The 15698-nt window shown below is 64.1% G+C and carries 16 protein-coding genes; all 16 read left to right on the top strand.

Features of this window, described 5'->3' with window-relative positions:
• The first annotated feature begins 108 nt into the window (after positions 1 to 108).
• Positions 109 to 1554, top strand: a complete 1446-nt coding sequence (dacB, locus tag ACIPY2_RS13690; RefSeq protein ID WP_400266948.1) for a D-alanyl-D-alanine carboxypeptidase/D-alanyl-D-alanine-endopeptidase — start codon at positions 109 to 111, stop codon at positions 1552 to 1554.
• 60 nt (positions 1555 to 1614) lie between these two features.
• On the top strand, positions 1615 to 2736 hold the full coding sequence (locus tag ACIPY2_RS13695; RefSeq protein WP_400266921.1) for a zinc-dependent metalloprotease: 1122 nt from the start codon (positions 1615 to 1617) through the stop codon (positions 2734 to 2736).
• A gap of 89 nt (positions 2737 to 2825) precedes the next feature.
• Positions 2826 to 3872 (top strand): tRNA lysidine(34) synthetase TilS, encoded by a 1047-nt coding sequence (tilS, locus tag ACIPY2_RS13700; RefSeq protein WP_400266922.1) that lies wholly within the window; start codon positions 2826 to 2828, stop codon positions 3870 to 3872.
• Positions 3873 to 3903: 31 nt separating this feature from the next.
• A complete protein-coding gene (hpt, locus tag ACIPY2_RS13705; protein ID WP_400266923.1) occupies positions 3904 to 4455 on the top strand; it encodes a hypoxanthine phosphoribosyltransferase in 552 nt (183 codons plus the stop codon).
• Between the two features lie 196 nt (positions 4456 to 4651).
• On the top strand, positions 4652 to 6721 hold the full coding sequence (gene ftsH, locus ACIPY2_RS13710; protein ID WP_400266924.1) for an ATP-dependent zinc metalloprotease FtsH: 2070 nt from the start codon (positions 4652 to 4654) through the stop codon (positions 6719 to 6721).
• 10 nt (positions 6722 to 6731) lie between these two features.
• The gene (folE, locus tag ACIPY2_RS13715) at positions 6732 to 7364 is read left to right on the top strand and encodes a GTP cyclohydrolase I FolE (RefSeq protein ID WP_400266925.1); all 633 of its coding nucleotides are present in this window, start codon (positions 6732 to 6734) and stop codon (positions 7362 to 7364) included.
• 7 nt (positions 7365 to 7371) lie between these two features.
• Entirely contained in the window at positions 7372 to 8277 is a 906-nt protein-coding gene (gene folP, locus ACIPY2_RS13720) for a dihydropteroate synthase (protein ID WP_400266926.1), read from the top strand.
• An 11-nt stretch (positions 8278 to 8288) separates the two neighbouring features.
• Positions 8289 to 8651 carry a dihydroneopterin aldolase gene (folB, locus tag ACIPY2_RS13725; RefSeq protein ID WP_400266927.1) on the top strand — a complete coding sequence of 121 codons (363 nt, stop codon included), beginning with the start codon at positions 8289 to 8291 and terminating at the stop codon, positions 8649 to 8651.
• The gene (gene folK / locus ACIPY2_RS13730) at positions 8648 to 9187 is read left to right on the top strand and encodes a 2-amino-4-hydroxy-6-hydroxymethyldihydropteridine diphosphokinase (RefSeq protein WP_400266928.1); all 540 of its coding nucleotides are present in this window, start codon (positions 8648 to 8650) and stop codon (positions 9185 to 9187) included. The genes folB and folK overlap by 4 nt, the downstream gene beginning before the upstream one ends.
• Before the next feature lie 3 nt (positions 9188 to 9190).
• Entirely contained in the window at positions 9191 to 9715 is a 525-nt protein-coding gene (locus ACIPY2_RS13735) for a DUF3180 domain-containing protein (protein WP_400266929.1), read from the top strand.
• Positions 9696 to 10208, top strand: coding sequence for a PH domain-containing protein (locus tag ACIPY2_RS13740; RefSeq protein WP_400266930.1), 513 nt, complete (start codon positions 9696 to 9698; stop codon positions 10206 to 10208). The genes ACIPY2_RS13735 and ACIPY2_RS13740 overlap by 20 nt, the downstream gene beginning before the upstream one ends.
• Positions 10205 to 11683: a PH domain-containing protein gene (locus ACIPY2_RS13745; protein WP_400266931.1), complete on the top strand. Its 1479-nt coding sequence runs from the start codon at positions 10205 to 10207 to the stop codon at positions 11681 to 11683. The genes ACIPY2_RS13740 and ACIPY2_RS13745 overlap by 4 nt, the downstream gene beginning before the upstream one ends.
• Entirely contained in the window at positions 11676 to 12602 is a 927-nt protein-coding gene (locus tag ACIPY2_RS13750) for a Rossmann-like and DUF2520 domain-containing protein (protein ID WP_400266932.1), read from the top strand. Before ACIPY2_RS13745 ends, ACIPY2_RS13750 begins: the two co-directional genes overlap by 8 nt.
• Before the next feature lie 5 nt (positions 12603 to 12607).
• The gene (gene panC, locus ACIPY2_RS13755) at positions 12608 to 13510 is read left to right on the top strand and encodes a pantoate--beta-alanine ligase (RefSeq protein ID WP_400266933.1); all 903 of its coding nucleotides are present in this window, start codon (positions 12608 to 12610) and stop codon (positions 13508 to 13510) included.
• Between the two features lie 103 nt (positions 13511 to 13613).
• A complete protein-coding gene (locus tag ACIPY2_RS13760) occupies positions 13614 to 15086 on the top strand; it encodes a DHA2 family efflux MFS transporter permease subunit (protein WP_400266934.1) in 1473 nt (490 codons plus the stop codon).
• 324 nt (positions 15087 to 15410) lie between these two features.
• The coding region (locus ACIPY2_RS13765; protein ID WP_400266935.1) for a hypothetical protein at positions 15411 to 15698 on the top strand (288 nt) is incomplete at its 3' end.

Genomic DNA, 15698 nt, shown 5'->3' on the forward strand with positions numbered 1-15698 from the left:
AAAGTACAGCCGACGCCGCCGACTACTATTGAGGATATAGCGAGACACCCGGGTTTCTTGAACCGGCGGGGACATTTTCAGGACTGACAGGACCAAGCAACTTCCATGATGGGCGTTAAGAACGGGAATGCCCGCAGCGGGTTGTCCGCGGCATGGGGGCGCTTGAAATGGCCGTTGCTTTTGGCAGTTGTGCTGCTGTGCCTCGGAGCCGTAGTCGTGAGCGGGATGGTTCCGGGACTCCTCGGCACACCCAAACAGCCTCACCCGGTACCGGCCTGGCAGCAGAAACCGGAAGCGTTGTCCGGCTCCGGCACCGTGCTTCCCCTCGATGACGCCGCGCAGCTGCCTGTTCCGGCGGAGGTTGCCAGGCTTCTGGACGGGACACTCAAACCGGACGGATCGGGGTCCATCAGCGGCGTGGTCCTGGACGCTTCCACGGGCAAGGTCCTCTTCGACCGCCAAGGCTCTGCCAAACGGATTCCGGCGTCGAACATGAAGCTGCTCACCGCCGTCGCCGCACTGAAGGCACTGGGCCCGGAAACCCGCTTCACCACGCGCGTGCTTGGATCCGAGGACCCTTCCACCGTGGTGCTGACCGGCGGCGGCGATGTGTTGCTGGGCGGCGGCGCGTCCGATCCCTCGGCTGTGATGGGCAGGGCCGGCCTGGCGACCTTGGCGTCGGATACGGCTTCCGCGCTTTCTGCCGCGGGTATCAAGGGGCCGGTGACAGTGCAGGTGGACGACTCCCTCTTTTCCGGAGCACCCCTGAACCCGGCGTGGAGCCTGGACGACGTTGCCGCCGGCGAGACCGCCCCTTTGTTTCCGCTCGCCCTGAATTCCGGACGCTATTCTCCAACGGTGATCGCCGGTCCGCGACCGCAGGATTCAGCTGTGACCACCGCCCGGGCGTTCGCCGAGCAGTTGGCGGCCGCCGGCGTCGCGGTGAGTACCGGCGTCGAACGTGGGAAAGGCGTCCCCGCCAAAGTGCTGGCCAGCGCGGAGTCCGCAACGGTCAGCGAGCAAGTGGACCTGATGCTGGAAACCTCGGACAACTTCCTCGCTGAGGCTTTGGGGCGGATGACCGCTGCCGCTTCTGGCCTGAAAGCAACGTACGACGACGCCACGACGGCGGTGCGCCAAAGGCTGGCTGACTTGGGAATCGCCACGGATTCGATGGAGTTGGCCGATGTTTCCGGGCTCGCGCTGGACAACCAGGTCAGCGCGCGGACATTCGCCGAAGTGGTCCGGGCCATCACCAGCGGTCCCGAGCTGTCACTGAGGGCGGCACTGGACGGCTTTCCCGTGGCCGGACTGACCGGCACTCTGGATAACCGGTACGTGGATCCGGGCACAGCCGGCGGAGCGGGGTTGGTCCGCGCCAAGACGGGCACCCTTAATACAGTGATTGCACTCAGTGGCTACGTGGTGGACGCTGACGGCCGGCTCCTGGTTTTTTCGTTCATCGGCAACGGGCTGGAGCCAGGTGCAGCCGGGAACAAAGCAGCCATGGACCGTTCTGCTTCCGTGCTGGCAGCCTGCGGTTGCCGGGGCTGAAGCTCCGCGCGGAGCGAACTTAAGGGCTGTCAGTCAGTCAGGTGTGGTGTGATGGTGCGTATGGTGACCTCAGCCCGAGATTCGTCAGCAGGGGCCTCGTCCCTGATCAACTGGGACCTGGCCGCAGCGACGGCTGCCCGGCTCGCTCCTCCCGGCCCGGACTTGAGTGCCTCGGAGATCGGCAAGGCCGTGGACAACCTCCGCTTCAATGCGGACATCTCCGTCCCGCACGTCCATGACATCACCGGCCTCGACGCTGCACGGGACCTCCGCGACTCCCATGTTCTGGTGGTGGACAGGGCCTCGTGGTCCAAGGCCAATACCCAAAGCTTCGCCGTCATGCTCCAGCCCGCGCTCAAGAAGCTGCTGGAAACGCGCGGCAATTCCGCCATGTCTCCGGCTGCCGCCACTGCCAGCGGGGCCATCACTGGCAGTCAGCTGGGCGCCATCCTCGCTTTCCTGTCCAGCAAGGTCCTGGGCCAGTACGACCCCTTCGCGGCGCTTGCTCCTGGCTCCAGTGTGCCGCCGGGAGGCCGGCTGCTGCTGGTGGCGCCGAACATCATCTCCGTGGAGCGCGAACTCAACGTCCACCCGGACGACTTCCGGCTCTGGGTCTGCCTGCACGAACAGACGCACCGGGTTCAGTTCGCGGCCGCGCCATGGCTGCGCCACCACATGCTTGAGGAGATCGAGAAGCTCAGCGGACACCTGCTGGGCAACATGGATTCCCTGGTTGAACGGGCCAGCGCTGTGGCAAAGTCGCTGAAGGACCGGACGGCGTCGGGCAATGTCCCCGGACGTGGCGCGATCCTGGACCTTTTGCAGGACCCTGAGGAGAAGGCTTCGCTGTCCCACCTCACGGCGGTCATGAGCTTGCTCGAGGGCCACGCCAACGTGGTGATGGACGCCGTGGACTCCAGCATCGTGCCTTCGGTCAAGACCATCCGGCAGCGCTTCAACGATCGCGGCAAGGACCGGGGCATTGTTGAGAAGTTCATCCGGAACATCCTCGGGCTCGACGCCAAGATGCGCCAGTACACGGATGGAGCCAAGTTTGTTCGCGGCGTGGTGGCCGTAGCCGGGATGGATGGCTTCAACAAGGTATGGGATTCCGCGGAGAACCTGCCTACTGAAGAGGAAATCCACGATTCCAAGCTCTGGCTCGAGCGGATGGGGCTTTGAGCTCACCGGTCGTCACGCCTGGTCTTCCGGGGAAGGGTCGACGTCGGCCCGGCCGGCTGGCCCCGGTCGTCGGCAAAGCACGGAAGCTATTGCAGAACGCTTTGGCGGACGCAGGCTACCCGTCGCGTGTTCTGGTGGCCTGCAGTGGCGGCCCGGATTCCCTAGCTTTGGCCGCGATTGCCGCCTACTTTGCCCGTCGCGGCCACGTGGACGGGCATCCCGTCTCCGTTGCCGGGGTGGTGGTGGACCATCAACTCCAAGCCGGTTCAGCAGAGGTGGCAGCCAAGGCCGCGGCAGCCATCCGGGATCTTGGACTTTCACCTGTTGAGGTGCGGGCCGTAAGCGTGGCTTCCACCGGGTTCGGGCCTGAAGCCGCAGCCCGCGATGCCCGGCACGCCGCCCTCGAAGCCGCCGCGAAGGACCTTGATTGCAGCGCGATCCTCTTGGGGCACACCCTGGACGACCAAGCCGAACAAGTGCTGCTGGGACTTGCGCGGGGCTCCGGGACCCGTTCGCTTGCCGGCATGCGGCCTGCACGCGGGCGTTTGCTGCGCCCTTTCCTTGGTTTGCGCCGCTCCGAGACCCTAGAGATCTGCGACGTCGAGGAGCTTTCTCCGTGGCATGACCCCAGCAACTCGGATCCCTCCTTTGCGCGGTCCCGCACCCGCGTGGAAGTGATGCCGGTACTGGAGGAAAAGCTGGGCCCGGGAGTTGCCGAGTCGCTGGCCCGGACTGCCGCAATCCTCCAGCAGGATGCCGATTTCCTTGAAGACCTGGCCAATGAGACGTATCTCTCGTTGGTGACGCGTACGCCCGATGGGGCCTGGCTTCCGGAGGATGCCGTTCGTGACCTTGCCCCGGCGCTTCGGTTCCGGGTCATCGCCAAGGCCGCTGCCGACGTCGGGGGTCAACAGCCGGGTTACGGCCGCCTTCAGGCCGCGGAAGCGTTGCTGCGCCGGCAGGGTTCGGCGGGGCCGGTGGAGCTGCCCGGCCACGTCAGTGTTTTCCGCCTGTCCCTCAGCGATTTGGAGCAGGAGCGGGCTGCGGGCACTGATGAATCTGCCCAGGCCGGTCCCCGTGAAGGCGCGCGCTGTGGGAAGCTAGTATTCCGGCATCAGAAATCGGCCCAACAGTAGCCGCACCCCGAGCATCAAACAGGAGCCATTGGTGGATTCAAACGACGTCCAGGCAGACCTCAAGCACGTTCTTTACACCAAAGAGCAGATCCAGACGCGCATCGCCGAACTGGCGGCGCAGATCGACAAGGACTACGAAGGCCGCGAGATCCTGGTTGTCGGCGTCCTCAAGGGTGCCGTCATGGTCATGGCGGACCTCGCCCGGGCCCTGCACAGCCACGTCAGCATGGACTGGATGGCGGTGTCCTCTTACGGCTCGGGTACGCAGTCTTCCGGTGTTGTCCGTATCCTCAAGGACCTCGATACCGACCTCATGGGCAAGGACGTCCTGATCGTCGAGGACATCATCGACTCCGGCTTGACCCTCTCCTGGCTCAAGTCCAACCTGGAGTCCCGTGGCACGGCCAGTGTGGAAATCTGCACGGCATTCCGCAAACCCACTGCCGCCAAGGTGGAAATCGACGTTAAGTACGTCGGGTACGACATCCCCAACGAATTCGTCGTTGGCTACGGACTGGATTACGCCGAGAAATACCGCAACCTGGACTTCGTGGGCACCCTCGCTCCGCACGTCTACGAGTAAGCCTCCTACAGCGAACGCTTCCCGCGCCGCGCCCCGGTGCAGACCCTCCCCGTGTACGCCCAGAGGGAACTTTTGGTCTTCCCAGTGCGTGAATTACTGGGAACGGTGTATAGCTAGAAACTGAAGCAGCACCACTTGCGCGCAGAAGTTGCGCCTTGCAGCACTACCAGGAGGGACGGGGCGCAACCCCGATCAGATGAAAGCTAAGAATTTCTTCAAGGGCCCGGGCATCTGGATTGTTGTCGTTGTTGGCTTGCTCCTGGTGGCATTCGCAACTCTGGCTCCCGGTGGCTCAACGAGGATCGACACCAAGGACGGCCTGAACCTCCTCGCCCAGAGCGGCAAGGTTGAGCAGGCGAAAATTTTCGATGCCGAGAACCGCGTCGATCTGGTGCTCAAGGACAACCTGAACATCGATGGCCAGGACAAGGGCAAGAACGTCCAGTTCTTCTACGTCACTGACCGTGGACCGGACGTGGTCAAGGCCGTGACCAACGCCAACCCGGACAAGGGCTTCACGGACCAGCCCGTTGAGAACAACTGGTTCTCCGGGCTCTTCTCGCTCCTGATTCCGGTGCTGCTGCTGGGCGTCCTGTTCTGGTTCCTGCTGTCCCGCATGCAGGGCGGCGGTTCCAAGGTGATGCAGTTCGGCAAGTCGAAGGCCAAGCTGGTCAACAAGGACATGCCGCAAGTGACCTTCGCTGACGTCGCCGGCGCGGACGAAGCCGTGGAAGAACTGCAGGAAATCAAGGAATTCCTGCAGGAACCGGCCAAGTTCCAGGCTGTCGGAGCCAAGATCCCCAAGGGCGTGCTGCTGTACGGCCCTCCGGGTACCGGCAAGACCCTCCTGGCCCGTGCCGTGGCTGGCGAGGCCGGCGTTCCGTTCTTCTCCATCTCCGGCTCGGACTTCGTGGAAATGTTCGTCGGTGTTGGCGCATCGCGAGTGCGTGACCTGTTCGAGCAGGCCAAGGCGAGCTCTCCGGCCATCATCTTCGTGGATGAAATCGACGCCGTTGGCCGTCACCGCGGCGCCGGCATCGGCGGCGGCAATGACGAGCGTGAGCAGACCTTGAACCAGCTCCTCGTGGAGATGGACGGCTTCGACGTCAAGACCAACGTCATCCTGATCGCAGCCACCAACCGTCCCGATGTGCTGGATCCCGCCCTGCTCCGTCCGGGCCGTTTCGACCGCCAGGTCACCGTGGAAGCCCCGGACCTGGTGGGCCGCGAGCAGATCCTCAACGTCCACGCCAAAGGCAAGCCGATGGCCCCCGGAATCGACCTCAAGGCTGTGGCCAAGAAGACCCCGGGCTACACCGGTGCGGACCTGGCGAACGTGCTCAACGAGGCTGCGCTGCTGACCGCGCGCTCCAACGCCAACCTGATTGACGACCGCGCCTTGGACGAAGCCATCGACCGAGTCATGGCCGGCCCCCAGAAGCGCAGCCGCGTCATGAAGGAACTCGAGCGCAAGATCACCGCCTACCACGAAGGTGGCCACGCGCTGGTTGCGGCTGCGCTCCGCAATTCTGCCCCGGTCACCAAGATCACCATCCTCCCGCGTGGACGGGCACTCGGCTACACCATGGTGGTCCCGGAGGACGACAAGTACTCGGTGACCCGCAACGAACTGCTGGACCAGATGGCCTACGCCATGGGTGGCCGCGTCGCTGAGGAGATCGTTTTCCACGATCCGTCGACGGGCGCCTCCAACGATATCGAGAAGGCAACCGGCACCGCCCGCAAGATGGTTACCCAGTACGGCATGAGCGAGCGTGTGGGTGCAGTGAAGCTCGGCCAGGGCGGCGGCGAGCCGTTCCTGGGCCGCGACGCTGCACAGGAGCGCAACTTCTCGGACCAGATCGCCTACGTAGTGGACGAAGAAGTGCGGCGTTTGATCGACCAGGCACATGACGAGGCCTATGCCATCCTCACCGAGAACCGGGACATCCTGGACCGTTTGGCCTTGGAACTGCTTGAGCGCGAAACCTTGAACCAAGCCGAGATTGCGGACATCTTCCGCGATGTCCGCAAGCGCGATTTCCGTGAAATCTGGCTTTCCAAGGAGTCCCGGCCGGTACAGACCATCCCGCCGGTTGAGTCGCGTGCGGAGAGGGCCGAACGGGAAGCCCAGGAAGAAGCCAAGAAGGCCCGCATGGACGAGCCGCTGGACACCGTGCCGCCGCATGCGCAGGGCGTCAGCAGCCAGGAGTCGTTCCAGGCCCCGGGACCCGACGGCGGCAACGACTCCACGCTTCACGGCTAAGCTTTCTGCTGTGACTCATTTCGACGACGACGACCTCGCCGCCGCCCACGGCTCAGCCGGCGATTCCAAGCGAAGCCATAAGGTGGACCGCCCGCGCATTGAAGCGGCAGTACGTGAAATCCTGCTGGCCATTGGCGAAGACCCTGATCGCGGGGGCCTGCAGGACACGCCAAAGCGCGTGGCCAAGGCCTACGCGGAGGTCTTTGCCGGCCTCCACCAGCACCCCGAAGAGGTGCTGTCCACGACCTTCGACCTGGACCATGAAGAGCTTGTCCTGGTCAAGGACATCCCCTTCTATTCGACGTGCGAACACCACTTGGTGCCGTTCCACGGCGTTGCCCATGTTGGTTATATTCCGTCACATGACGGCAAGGTGACCGGCCTCAGCAAGTTGGCACGGCTCGTGGACATCTATGCCCGCCGCCCGCAAGTGCAGGAGCGCCTCACCACGCAGATCGTGGAGGCCTTGGTGACGCACCTTAACCCGCGCGGTGCAATCGCAGTAGTCGAATGCGAACACATGTGCATGTCCATGCGCGGCATCCGCAAGCCGGGTGCCAAGACCGTTACCAGTGCGGTACGCGGCCAACTCCATGACCCGGCCACCCGTGCCGAAGCCATGAGCCTCATACTCGGAAGGTAAGCAATTTATGGATTCCCTCGCAGCAGCACCCGGAACCGGCCCGGCCACAAGCCCCTTGCCGGTTCTCCGCAAGCCGCGACCCGCGGCCAGGTTCGAAGACCTGCCAACGGACCGAACCCTCGTTATGGGAATCCTCAACGTCACTCCGGATTCCTTCAGCGACGGCGGCAAGCACTCCACCGCCGACTCCGCGATTGCCTTGGGCCTGCGCATGTTCTACGCCGGGGCGGACATCATCGATGTCGGCGGCGAGTCAACGCGTTCGGGCGCTGAGCCGGTGTCCCCGGAGGAGGAGCAGCGCCGTGTCCTCCCGGTGATCGGTGCCCTGGTCAAGGCCGGCGCACTGGTCAGCATCGACACCATGCACGTATCCACGGCCGCTGCCGCCGTCGAGGCCGGGGCCGCGATCATCAACGACGTTTCGGGCCTTACCATCGAGGACGGCATGCCGGAACTGGTGGCACGAACCAAGGTTCCGTACATCCTGACCCACCGCAGGGGCGATGCGCAGACAATGGACGGCCTTGCCGACTATGAGGACGTGACGGGCGAAGTCATCGCGGAGATCAAGGGTGTCCGTGACAAGCTGTACGCCGCCGGCGTGGCCCCGGAACAGGTCATTGTTGATCCAGGGGTTGGTTTCTCCAAGAACGAGGACCAGAACTGGGAGATCCTCAAGAACCTGGACAGCCTGTTCGAGCTTGGCCACAAGGTGATGGTGGCTGCTTCCCGCAAGCGCTTCCTTGGTTCGCTGCTGACGGTTGCCGGCAAGGCCGCTTCCCCGCTGGAACGTGACGCCGCCACTGCCGCCATAACTGCTTTGAGTGCCGCGAAGGGCGCCTGGGCTGTCCGCGTCCACGACGTCGGTCCAAGCCTTGACGCCGTCAAGGTCGCCGCCCGGATCGCCCGCTGATTGGAGCCGCTGTGGACAAGATCACGCTGACCGGCGTCACCGCCGTCGGCTATCACGGTGTGTTCGATTTCGAGCGCCGCGACGGCCAGCCGTTCGTGGTGGACGCCGTGTTGCACACGGATTTCACCAAGGCGGCCGAAACCGATGATCTCCAGTACACAGCACATTACGGCGAGGTAGCCGAGCTCATCACCTCATACATTGAGGGGGAGCCCCTGAACTTGATCGAGGCCCTTTCCGTCAGGATCGCCGAGGGCATCCTGGCCAATTACAGGAGCCTTGCCGCCGTCGACGTCACCGTCCACAAGCCGAAGGCCCCCATTGAGGTGCCGTTCGGCGACGTCACGGTCAGCGTGCACAGGGAGCGCACATGACCAGCGGCTACACGAAAGCGATTTTGGCGCTGGGCAGCAACCTGGGGGAGCGCAACGATACCCTTTCCACAGCCGTCGCCGATCTGGTCGATCCGCCGGAAGTGCGCCTGCTCGGTGTCTCGCCGGTGGTACAGACCAAGGCGGTTGGGGGCCCTGAAGGCCAGCCGGATTTCCTGAACATGGTCATAGCTGTCGAGACCACGCTGACTCCGCTGGAGCTTTTGGCCCACTGCCACGCGGTGGAGCAGAAGCATCACAGGACCCGTGAAGTCCGGTGGGGCCCGCGGACGCTGGACGTGGACGTCATCGTGTATGGAGACGTGGAGAGTGACGACCCCATCCTCACCATCCCGCACCCTCGTGCGGCTGAACGGGCCTTCGTCCTTTACCCGTGGTCCCTCCTGGAACCCAACGCCTTGCTGCAGGGCCGGAAGGTCGCGGAACTGGCCGCCGTCGCCGCCGACATGCCGGGCATCCGGCGCTTTGACGGGTACGGGGACGTTGCCGGTGTGCCCGCCACGGGAGCTGTCGAGTAGCCCATGAAAGCCATGCGTCCGTGGGTCTTGGTGATCATCGCCGTCGTCTCCGCCTTGATCGGCTGGGTGGCCACAACGGCAACCAACCGCTACAGCATGCCCACTCCCGTGTTGCCGCTTTCGGCACTGGTAACCATGGGCGTTATCGCGTTGCTGACCCTGGTCATGGGGATCCAGGTGCTTCGATGGCGGAACGGCAAGAAGAAGGCCATGCTGGATCCCATCATGGCTGCCCGGACACTGGTCCTTGCCCAGGCATGCGCCTACGCGGGGACCCTCCTGCTCGGCTGGCACGCGGGCATCTCCCTTGACCTCCTGCGGATCGGAACCTTGCGCAGCGGCGAGGGCATCCTGTGGAACGCGCTGTTGATGGGCGGCGGCGGAGTGGTGATGATCGTCGTCGGGTTTGTGGTGGAGCGGTTCTGCCGCATTCCTCCGGAGGACTTTGAGGGCGGCGCCGGCAACGGAACAGAGAAGCGTCGCGGCGAATCCAAGGGCGAAGGCGAGTATGCATACCGAGGCGATTGACCCTCCCGGCGTTCAATGGCTGCGGGTCTCGCCCAAGTACGTGACCGTCCGGCTGGTGGAATGGGCGCTGGGCAATCTGGTGATGGTTGCGGTCCTAAGCCTGCCCCTTGTGTTCGTGCAGCTTGGCTGGTGGCGTTGGCCCCCGTTGTGGCTGGCCATTGCCGTGCCTTCCTTCGTGCTTGTCCTGGCTTTGTGGCGATTGGTACTCATTCCGCGCCAGGTCCGGGCCATTGGTTACGCAGAGCGCGACGACGATCTCCTGATCCGCAGGGGCATCTTCTTCCAGCGCACCATGGTGGTCCCTTACGGGCGCATGCAGTATGTAGACGTCGCAGTGGGACCTGTTGAGCGCAGCCTCGGCCTCTGCACCTTGAAACTCCATACGGCCTCGGCCGGTACCAACGCCCACCTGCCCGGGCTGCCCGCAGCTGAGGGCGCGCGGCTGCGCGAGCAGCTGTCCGCACGTGGAGAAGCCAGGCTGGCCGGGCTGTGAGCCCGGAAGTGGCCGTGCCCGGCAAAGCCATCGACGGCGATTGGCGGCGCGTGCATCCTGCGTCCCCGTTCGTGCGGGGCTGGGTGGCGCTGGCTGCGGTCTTGTATTTCTTTGGACGTGATTCATTTGAGCGTGTCCTGCAGGGCCGCGACTTCCTGGACCCGCACCTGAACGGACGTGTGCTGTGGCTGCTGGCCGGCGGCGGGGTGGTGCTGTTGTTGGCGGTGGGTGGATTCATCCTCAGCTGGTATTTCACGCGCTACCAGGTGGCCGAGGGCTATGTCCGCGTGAATACGGGCTGGCTCTTCAAACAGCAGCGGCAGGCCCGGCTGGACCGCGTGCAGGCGATCGACATCGTGCAGCCTCTCCTGGCGCGCATCTTCGGTCTCGCCGAACTCAAGTTTGAGGTGGCCGACGCCGGGGAATCCGCCGTGCGGCTGGCTTACCTTCGGTTGCCCCAGGCCAAGCAGCTCCGGGCGGCCATTCTTGCACGGGCCGCCGGCGTGGTCACCGGGGAGGAATCCATTGAGGAAATTCCAGAGGCGCCGGAGCAGCGGGTCCTGTCCGTGCCGCCGTCGAGGTTGATCGGTTCGTTGCTCCTCAGCGAACAGACTGTTGGAATCCTGCTTGCGGCGGCCGCATCCGTGGCAATCTCCGTCTACACCGAGAACAGCGCCATTTTCCTGGCCCTGATACCCGCAATCCTCGGTATCGGCGCGGCCTATTGGAGTTCGTTCAACAAGGGCTACAACTTCACCGCCGCGATTTCCCCGGACGGGATCAGGTTGCGTTACGGCCTCCTTGATACGCAGGCCCAAACGGTTCCGCCGGGCCGCATCCAGGCGCTCAAAATCACGCAGTCTCCGCTTTGGCGGCTGTTTGGTTGGTACCGCATGCACGTCAACGTTGCGGGCTATGGCGGTGCTCCCGGCCACGAGAATGCTGCGCGGACCACCCTGCTGCCGGTGGGCATGAAGTCCGATGTGATGATGATGCTTTCGCTCGTCCTTCCGGATCCGGGCGTCGAAGATCCGCAGTGGGTTTTCTCCGCAGGGCTCGAGGGTCTGGCGCAAGTGGCCGGGGACGTGGACGGGTTCACCACCACTCCCCGCCGTGCGCGGCTCCTGGCGCCCCTTGGTTGGCGGCGCAACGGGTTCCTGGCTACCCGCACTGCACTCCTGTTGCGCTCCGGACGTTGGTGGCACGCGCTAGTACTGGTTCCGCATCAGCGCACCCAATCCATGGCACTGCAGCAAGGACCACTCGCGCGCAGGTTCGGGGTGGCCGACCTTGTCCTGCACACTACGCCCGGTCCTGTTGCTCCGAGGCTCTACCAAGCCGACGTCGCGCAGGCAGTCAAGCTCTTCGACCAGCAGGCGGCACGCGCCCGCGAGGCCAGGAAACGGCAGACCTCCGAGCAGTGGCTCGCGCAGGTATCCACCAGAACAACCCAGGAGGACCATCACCATGGCTAGGCCAGGACGACTCGGAGTCGGCATCATCGGCGCCGGCAAAGTGGGCGCCGTTCTCGGTGCCGCCTTGCGCGCGGCCGAGCACGCCGTCGTCGGGGTTTCCGCCGTTTCCGAGGCGAGCCGCGAACGGGCTGAAAGCCTCTTGCCAGGCGTGCCCGTTCTTGAGATCCAGGACATCGTTGAGCGTTCCGAGTTGGTGCTTCTGGCGGTTCCTGACGACGCCCTTGGTGACCTGGTGGAGGGGCTCGCGAAGCTGGGCGCGTGGCAGCCGGGGCAGCTTGTGGCGCACACGTCGGGCCGGTTCGGCGTCGGGATCCTGCAGCCGGTGCGTGCGGCGGGTGCCATACCCCTCGCGATGCACCCTGCAATGACCTTCACGGGCATGAGCCTGGACTTGACGCGGCTCATGGACTGCACCTTCGGCGTCACGGCCGATGCCGCGATGCTGCCTATCGCGCAGGCGCTGGTGGTGGAAATGGGTGCCGAACCCGTGGCCATTGCCGAGGCCGACCGCACCATCTACCACGCCGCCCTCGCGCACAGCTCCAACCACATGGTTACCCTGGTGGCCCAAGCCTCGCAGTTGCTGAGGGAGATCGGCGTGGAGGCTCCCGAATCCATGCTGGGGCCGCTGCTCCGGGCAACGCTCGAGAACGCCTTGGCGTCCGGCGAATCAGCGTTGACCGGGCCCGTGGCCCGTGGCGATGTGGGCACCGTTGCTGCCCACGCCCAGGCGTTGAAAGAGTACGACGGCGGTGCGGGCGGCGATGTGCTCGCGGCGTACCAAGCCATGGCCCGGGCCACGGCCCGTCGCGCCGGCAACCGTGGGCTCCTGCGGCCGGAACAACTGGCTGAGATCAACGACGCACTGGAAAATGGGTCCGAACCGCACAGCGGGGATTCGTCGCCGGAAGGAAACTGAACAGCATGTCCATCAAACTCGTCACCACCGCGGCTGAACTCCGTAGCGAGAGCGCACGGCTTCTCGCGGCGAAGGGCGGTTCTTCACAGGGCCTGGTGCCAACCATGGGAGCCCTGCACTCCGGGCACGCCGCCCTGGCGCGCAAAGCCGTGGCCGAGAACGACGTCGTGGTTGCCACGATCTTCGTGAACCCGCTGCAATTCGGTGACGCCGTGGACCTGGAACGCTACCCCCGAACCCTCGACGCCGACATGGCCCTCTTGGACGCCGAAGGTGTGGACCTGGTGTTCGCGCCTACCGTCGAGGAGGTGTACCCCGGCGGCCAGCCTTTGGTCAGGGTCACCTCCGGTCCCCTCGGCGAGAAGTGGGAGGGCGCCTCCCGCCCCGGCCACTTCGATGGTGCCCTGACGGTAGTAGCCAAATTGCTGCACTACGGTCTTCCCGGTGGGGCCGCGGCAGATGGCACGACGGCGGCCTACCGCGCCTATTTCGGGCAGAAGGACGCGCAGCAGTTGGCTTTGGTGAAGAGGATGGTCGCGGACCTGAACTTCCCCGTGGAGATCGTTCCCGTGCCCATTGTCCGCAGCGAAGACGGCCTGGCACTGTCCAGTCGCAACCGTTTCCTTTCGGATGAAGAGCGGGAGGCGGCCCTTGTGTTGTCCCGGGCTTTGCGCGTGATCGAGTCCCGCGCCAACGCCCACGAACCGCTGGACCTGGACTCCGCCGTCGAGCTTGTCCAATCCCAGCCACTGGTGGAACTGGACTATTTCGACGTCGTTGACCCCACCACACTGGAACCGCTCGCGGAGAACTGCAAGGAGACGCCCTTCCGCGGCGAAGGGCTGGCGATCATCGCTGCAAAGGTGGGTCCTGTCCGTTTGATAGACAACGCACCACTGGATTCCTAACGTTTGGATTTTCTGCTGACGGGAATGTCGGGGGAGTCTAGACTGTTCCTGTCTTCACCGGCATTGGTCGCCGGAAACCAAATCTCAAGCCAAGGGAATTTCCATGTCTACCGACGTCACGTCCGGGGCCTCCGGCGACTCCGTTTCCGGTGCTTCCGCCGCCACAAGCGGCGCTTCACCCGCGGTATCGGGCAAGATGTCCCGCGAATCCGTCACGGTCATCGTCACGTTGTTGGTGGCAACCTTTGTGGTGATCCTCAACGAGACCATCATGAACGTGGCATTGCAGCGGCTCATGACCGATCTCCGCGTTGATGCACCGACGGTCCAGTGGTTGGCTACCGGATTCATGCTGACCATGGCCGTGGTCATTCCCACCACCGGCTTCATCCTGCAGCGATTGAGCACCCGCGCCTCCTTCATGCTGGCAATGGGCCTGTTCAGTGGCGGTACCCTGCTGGCTGCCTTGGCACCCGGGTTTACCGTGCTTCTGCTTGCGCGCATTGTGCAGGCCGGTGGTACGGCCATCATGCTTCCGCTGCTGATGACCACCATCCTCACCCTGGTACCCATGTCCAGGCGAGGGGCCGTGATGGGCAACGTCAGTATCGCCATCTCCGTGGCTCCGGCCATGGGCCCCACAGTCTCCGGCATCATCCTGGACCACTTCTCGTGGCGTTTCATGTTCGTCTTCGTGCTTCCTGTGGCGCTGGCGGCGTTGGCCATCGGTGCCAAGTTCCTGACCAACGTTGGTGAGCGCGGCAAGACCACATTGGACATCGGTTCCGTGATCCTGACAGTGCCGGCCTTCGGTGGACTGGTGTACGGCCTGAGCCAAATCGGCGGGGCCAATGCGGGAGTCGTCCCGGTCATAGCCTTGGTTGTGGGCGTTGTTTCCCTGGCGCTCTTCGTGTTCAGGCAGCTGAGGCTCCAAAAATCCGACGCCCCGTTGCTGGATCTCCGGGCCTTCAACTTCCGGATGTTCACCGTCTCAACGTTGCTGATGGTGGTGGCCATGATGGCGCTGTTCGGAGGCGTGATCCTGCTCCCGCTGTACCTGCAAAACACCCTGCACCTGCAGCCCATGGAAACGGGCCTCGCTTTGCTGCCCGGTGGTTTGGCCATGGGCTTGCTGGGACCCGTGATCGGGCGGATCTTCGACAAGGTAGGTCCGCTGCCCCTCACGGTTTCCGGATCGGTCCTTATGGTGCTCACCTTGTGGCAGTTCTCTCGTCTCGACGAGCACAGCGCCCTCGGCTGGGTCATCGCGCTCCACGTAGTGCTGAGCTTCGGCCTGGCCCTCCTGTTCACGCCGGCATTCACCACGGGGCTGAACCCGCTGCCCCCGCACCTGTACTCGCATGGCTCCGCCATTATGAGCACCGCGCAGCAGGTCTCCGGTGCTGCAGGTACTGCTCTGTTGGTTTCGATCTTTGCTGTGGTTTCGGCTTCGTCCGGGCTGGTGGCCGGCATGCAGGCAGCGTTCTTTGCCGCGACGATCATTGCCGTAGCAGCAGTGGTGCTTGGCGCCATGATGCGGCGAACCGAGGGCGCAGCCGCACACGGCGGCCACTGACTCTCCCTGTGCTTCCCTGACCTCCGACCTCGGCGGGCAAGCCAAAGGACCAATTCAGAGGGCGGGCAATCCGGGTGATTGCCCGCCCTCTGCGTTCCCGCCCTCTGCGTTCCCGTCGTTCCTCGCTCACGTCCCGCCCGGGTTTCGGGGGTTCTTCTCTCACGTCCCGCCCGGGTTTCCGGGGTTCTTCTCTCACGTCCTGCGGGGTTTTCGGGGTTCTTCTCTCACGTCCTGCGGGGTTTTCGGGGTTCTTCTCTCACGTCCCGCGGGTTTTTGGGGGTTCCTTTTTCATTGGTGTTGGGGGTGTGATGGGGTTCACGGTGTGTGGATTTGTTTGTGGTGTGGGGGGTGTGTAAAGTTATTCGAGTTGCCGCCGCTGATGCGGTTTTGATGGTGACGATCCCCCTTGATGACAGCCTGGAATATGGTTCGCTTTTGAGTGTGCCGTTTGTGGGTGGGGCCGATGATCGGGTTGTGAATCGCGGTAGCGTTGGTTTGCAAAGTTCTGGTGGTTCGGGTAAGTTTGAAAAGTTGCTCCGGAGCGATCCAGTGGCCCTGTGGGGTTGGTGGTGGTACTGCTTTGGATTAGTGACCTGTTGTTTGAGAACTCAA

The organism is Paenarthrobacter sp. NPDC089675, assembly GCF_044749185.1.
GTDB lineage: Bacteria > Actinomycetota > Actinomycetes > Actinomycetales > Micrococcaceae > Arthrobacter.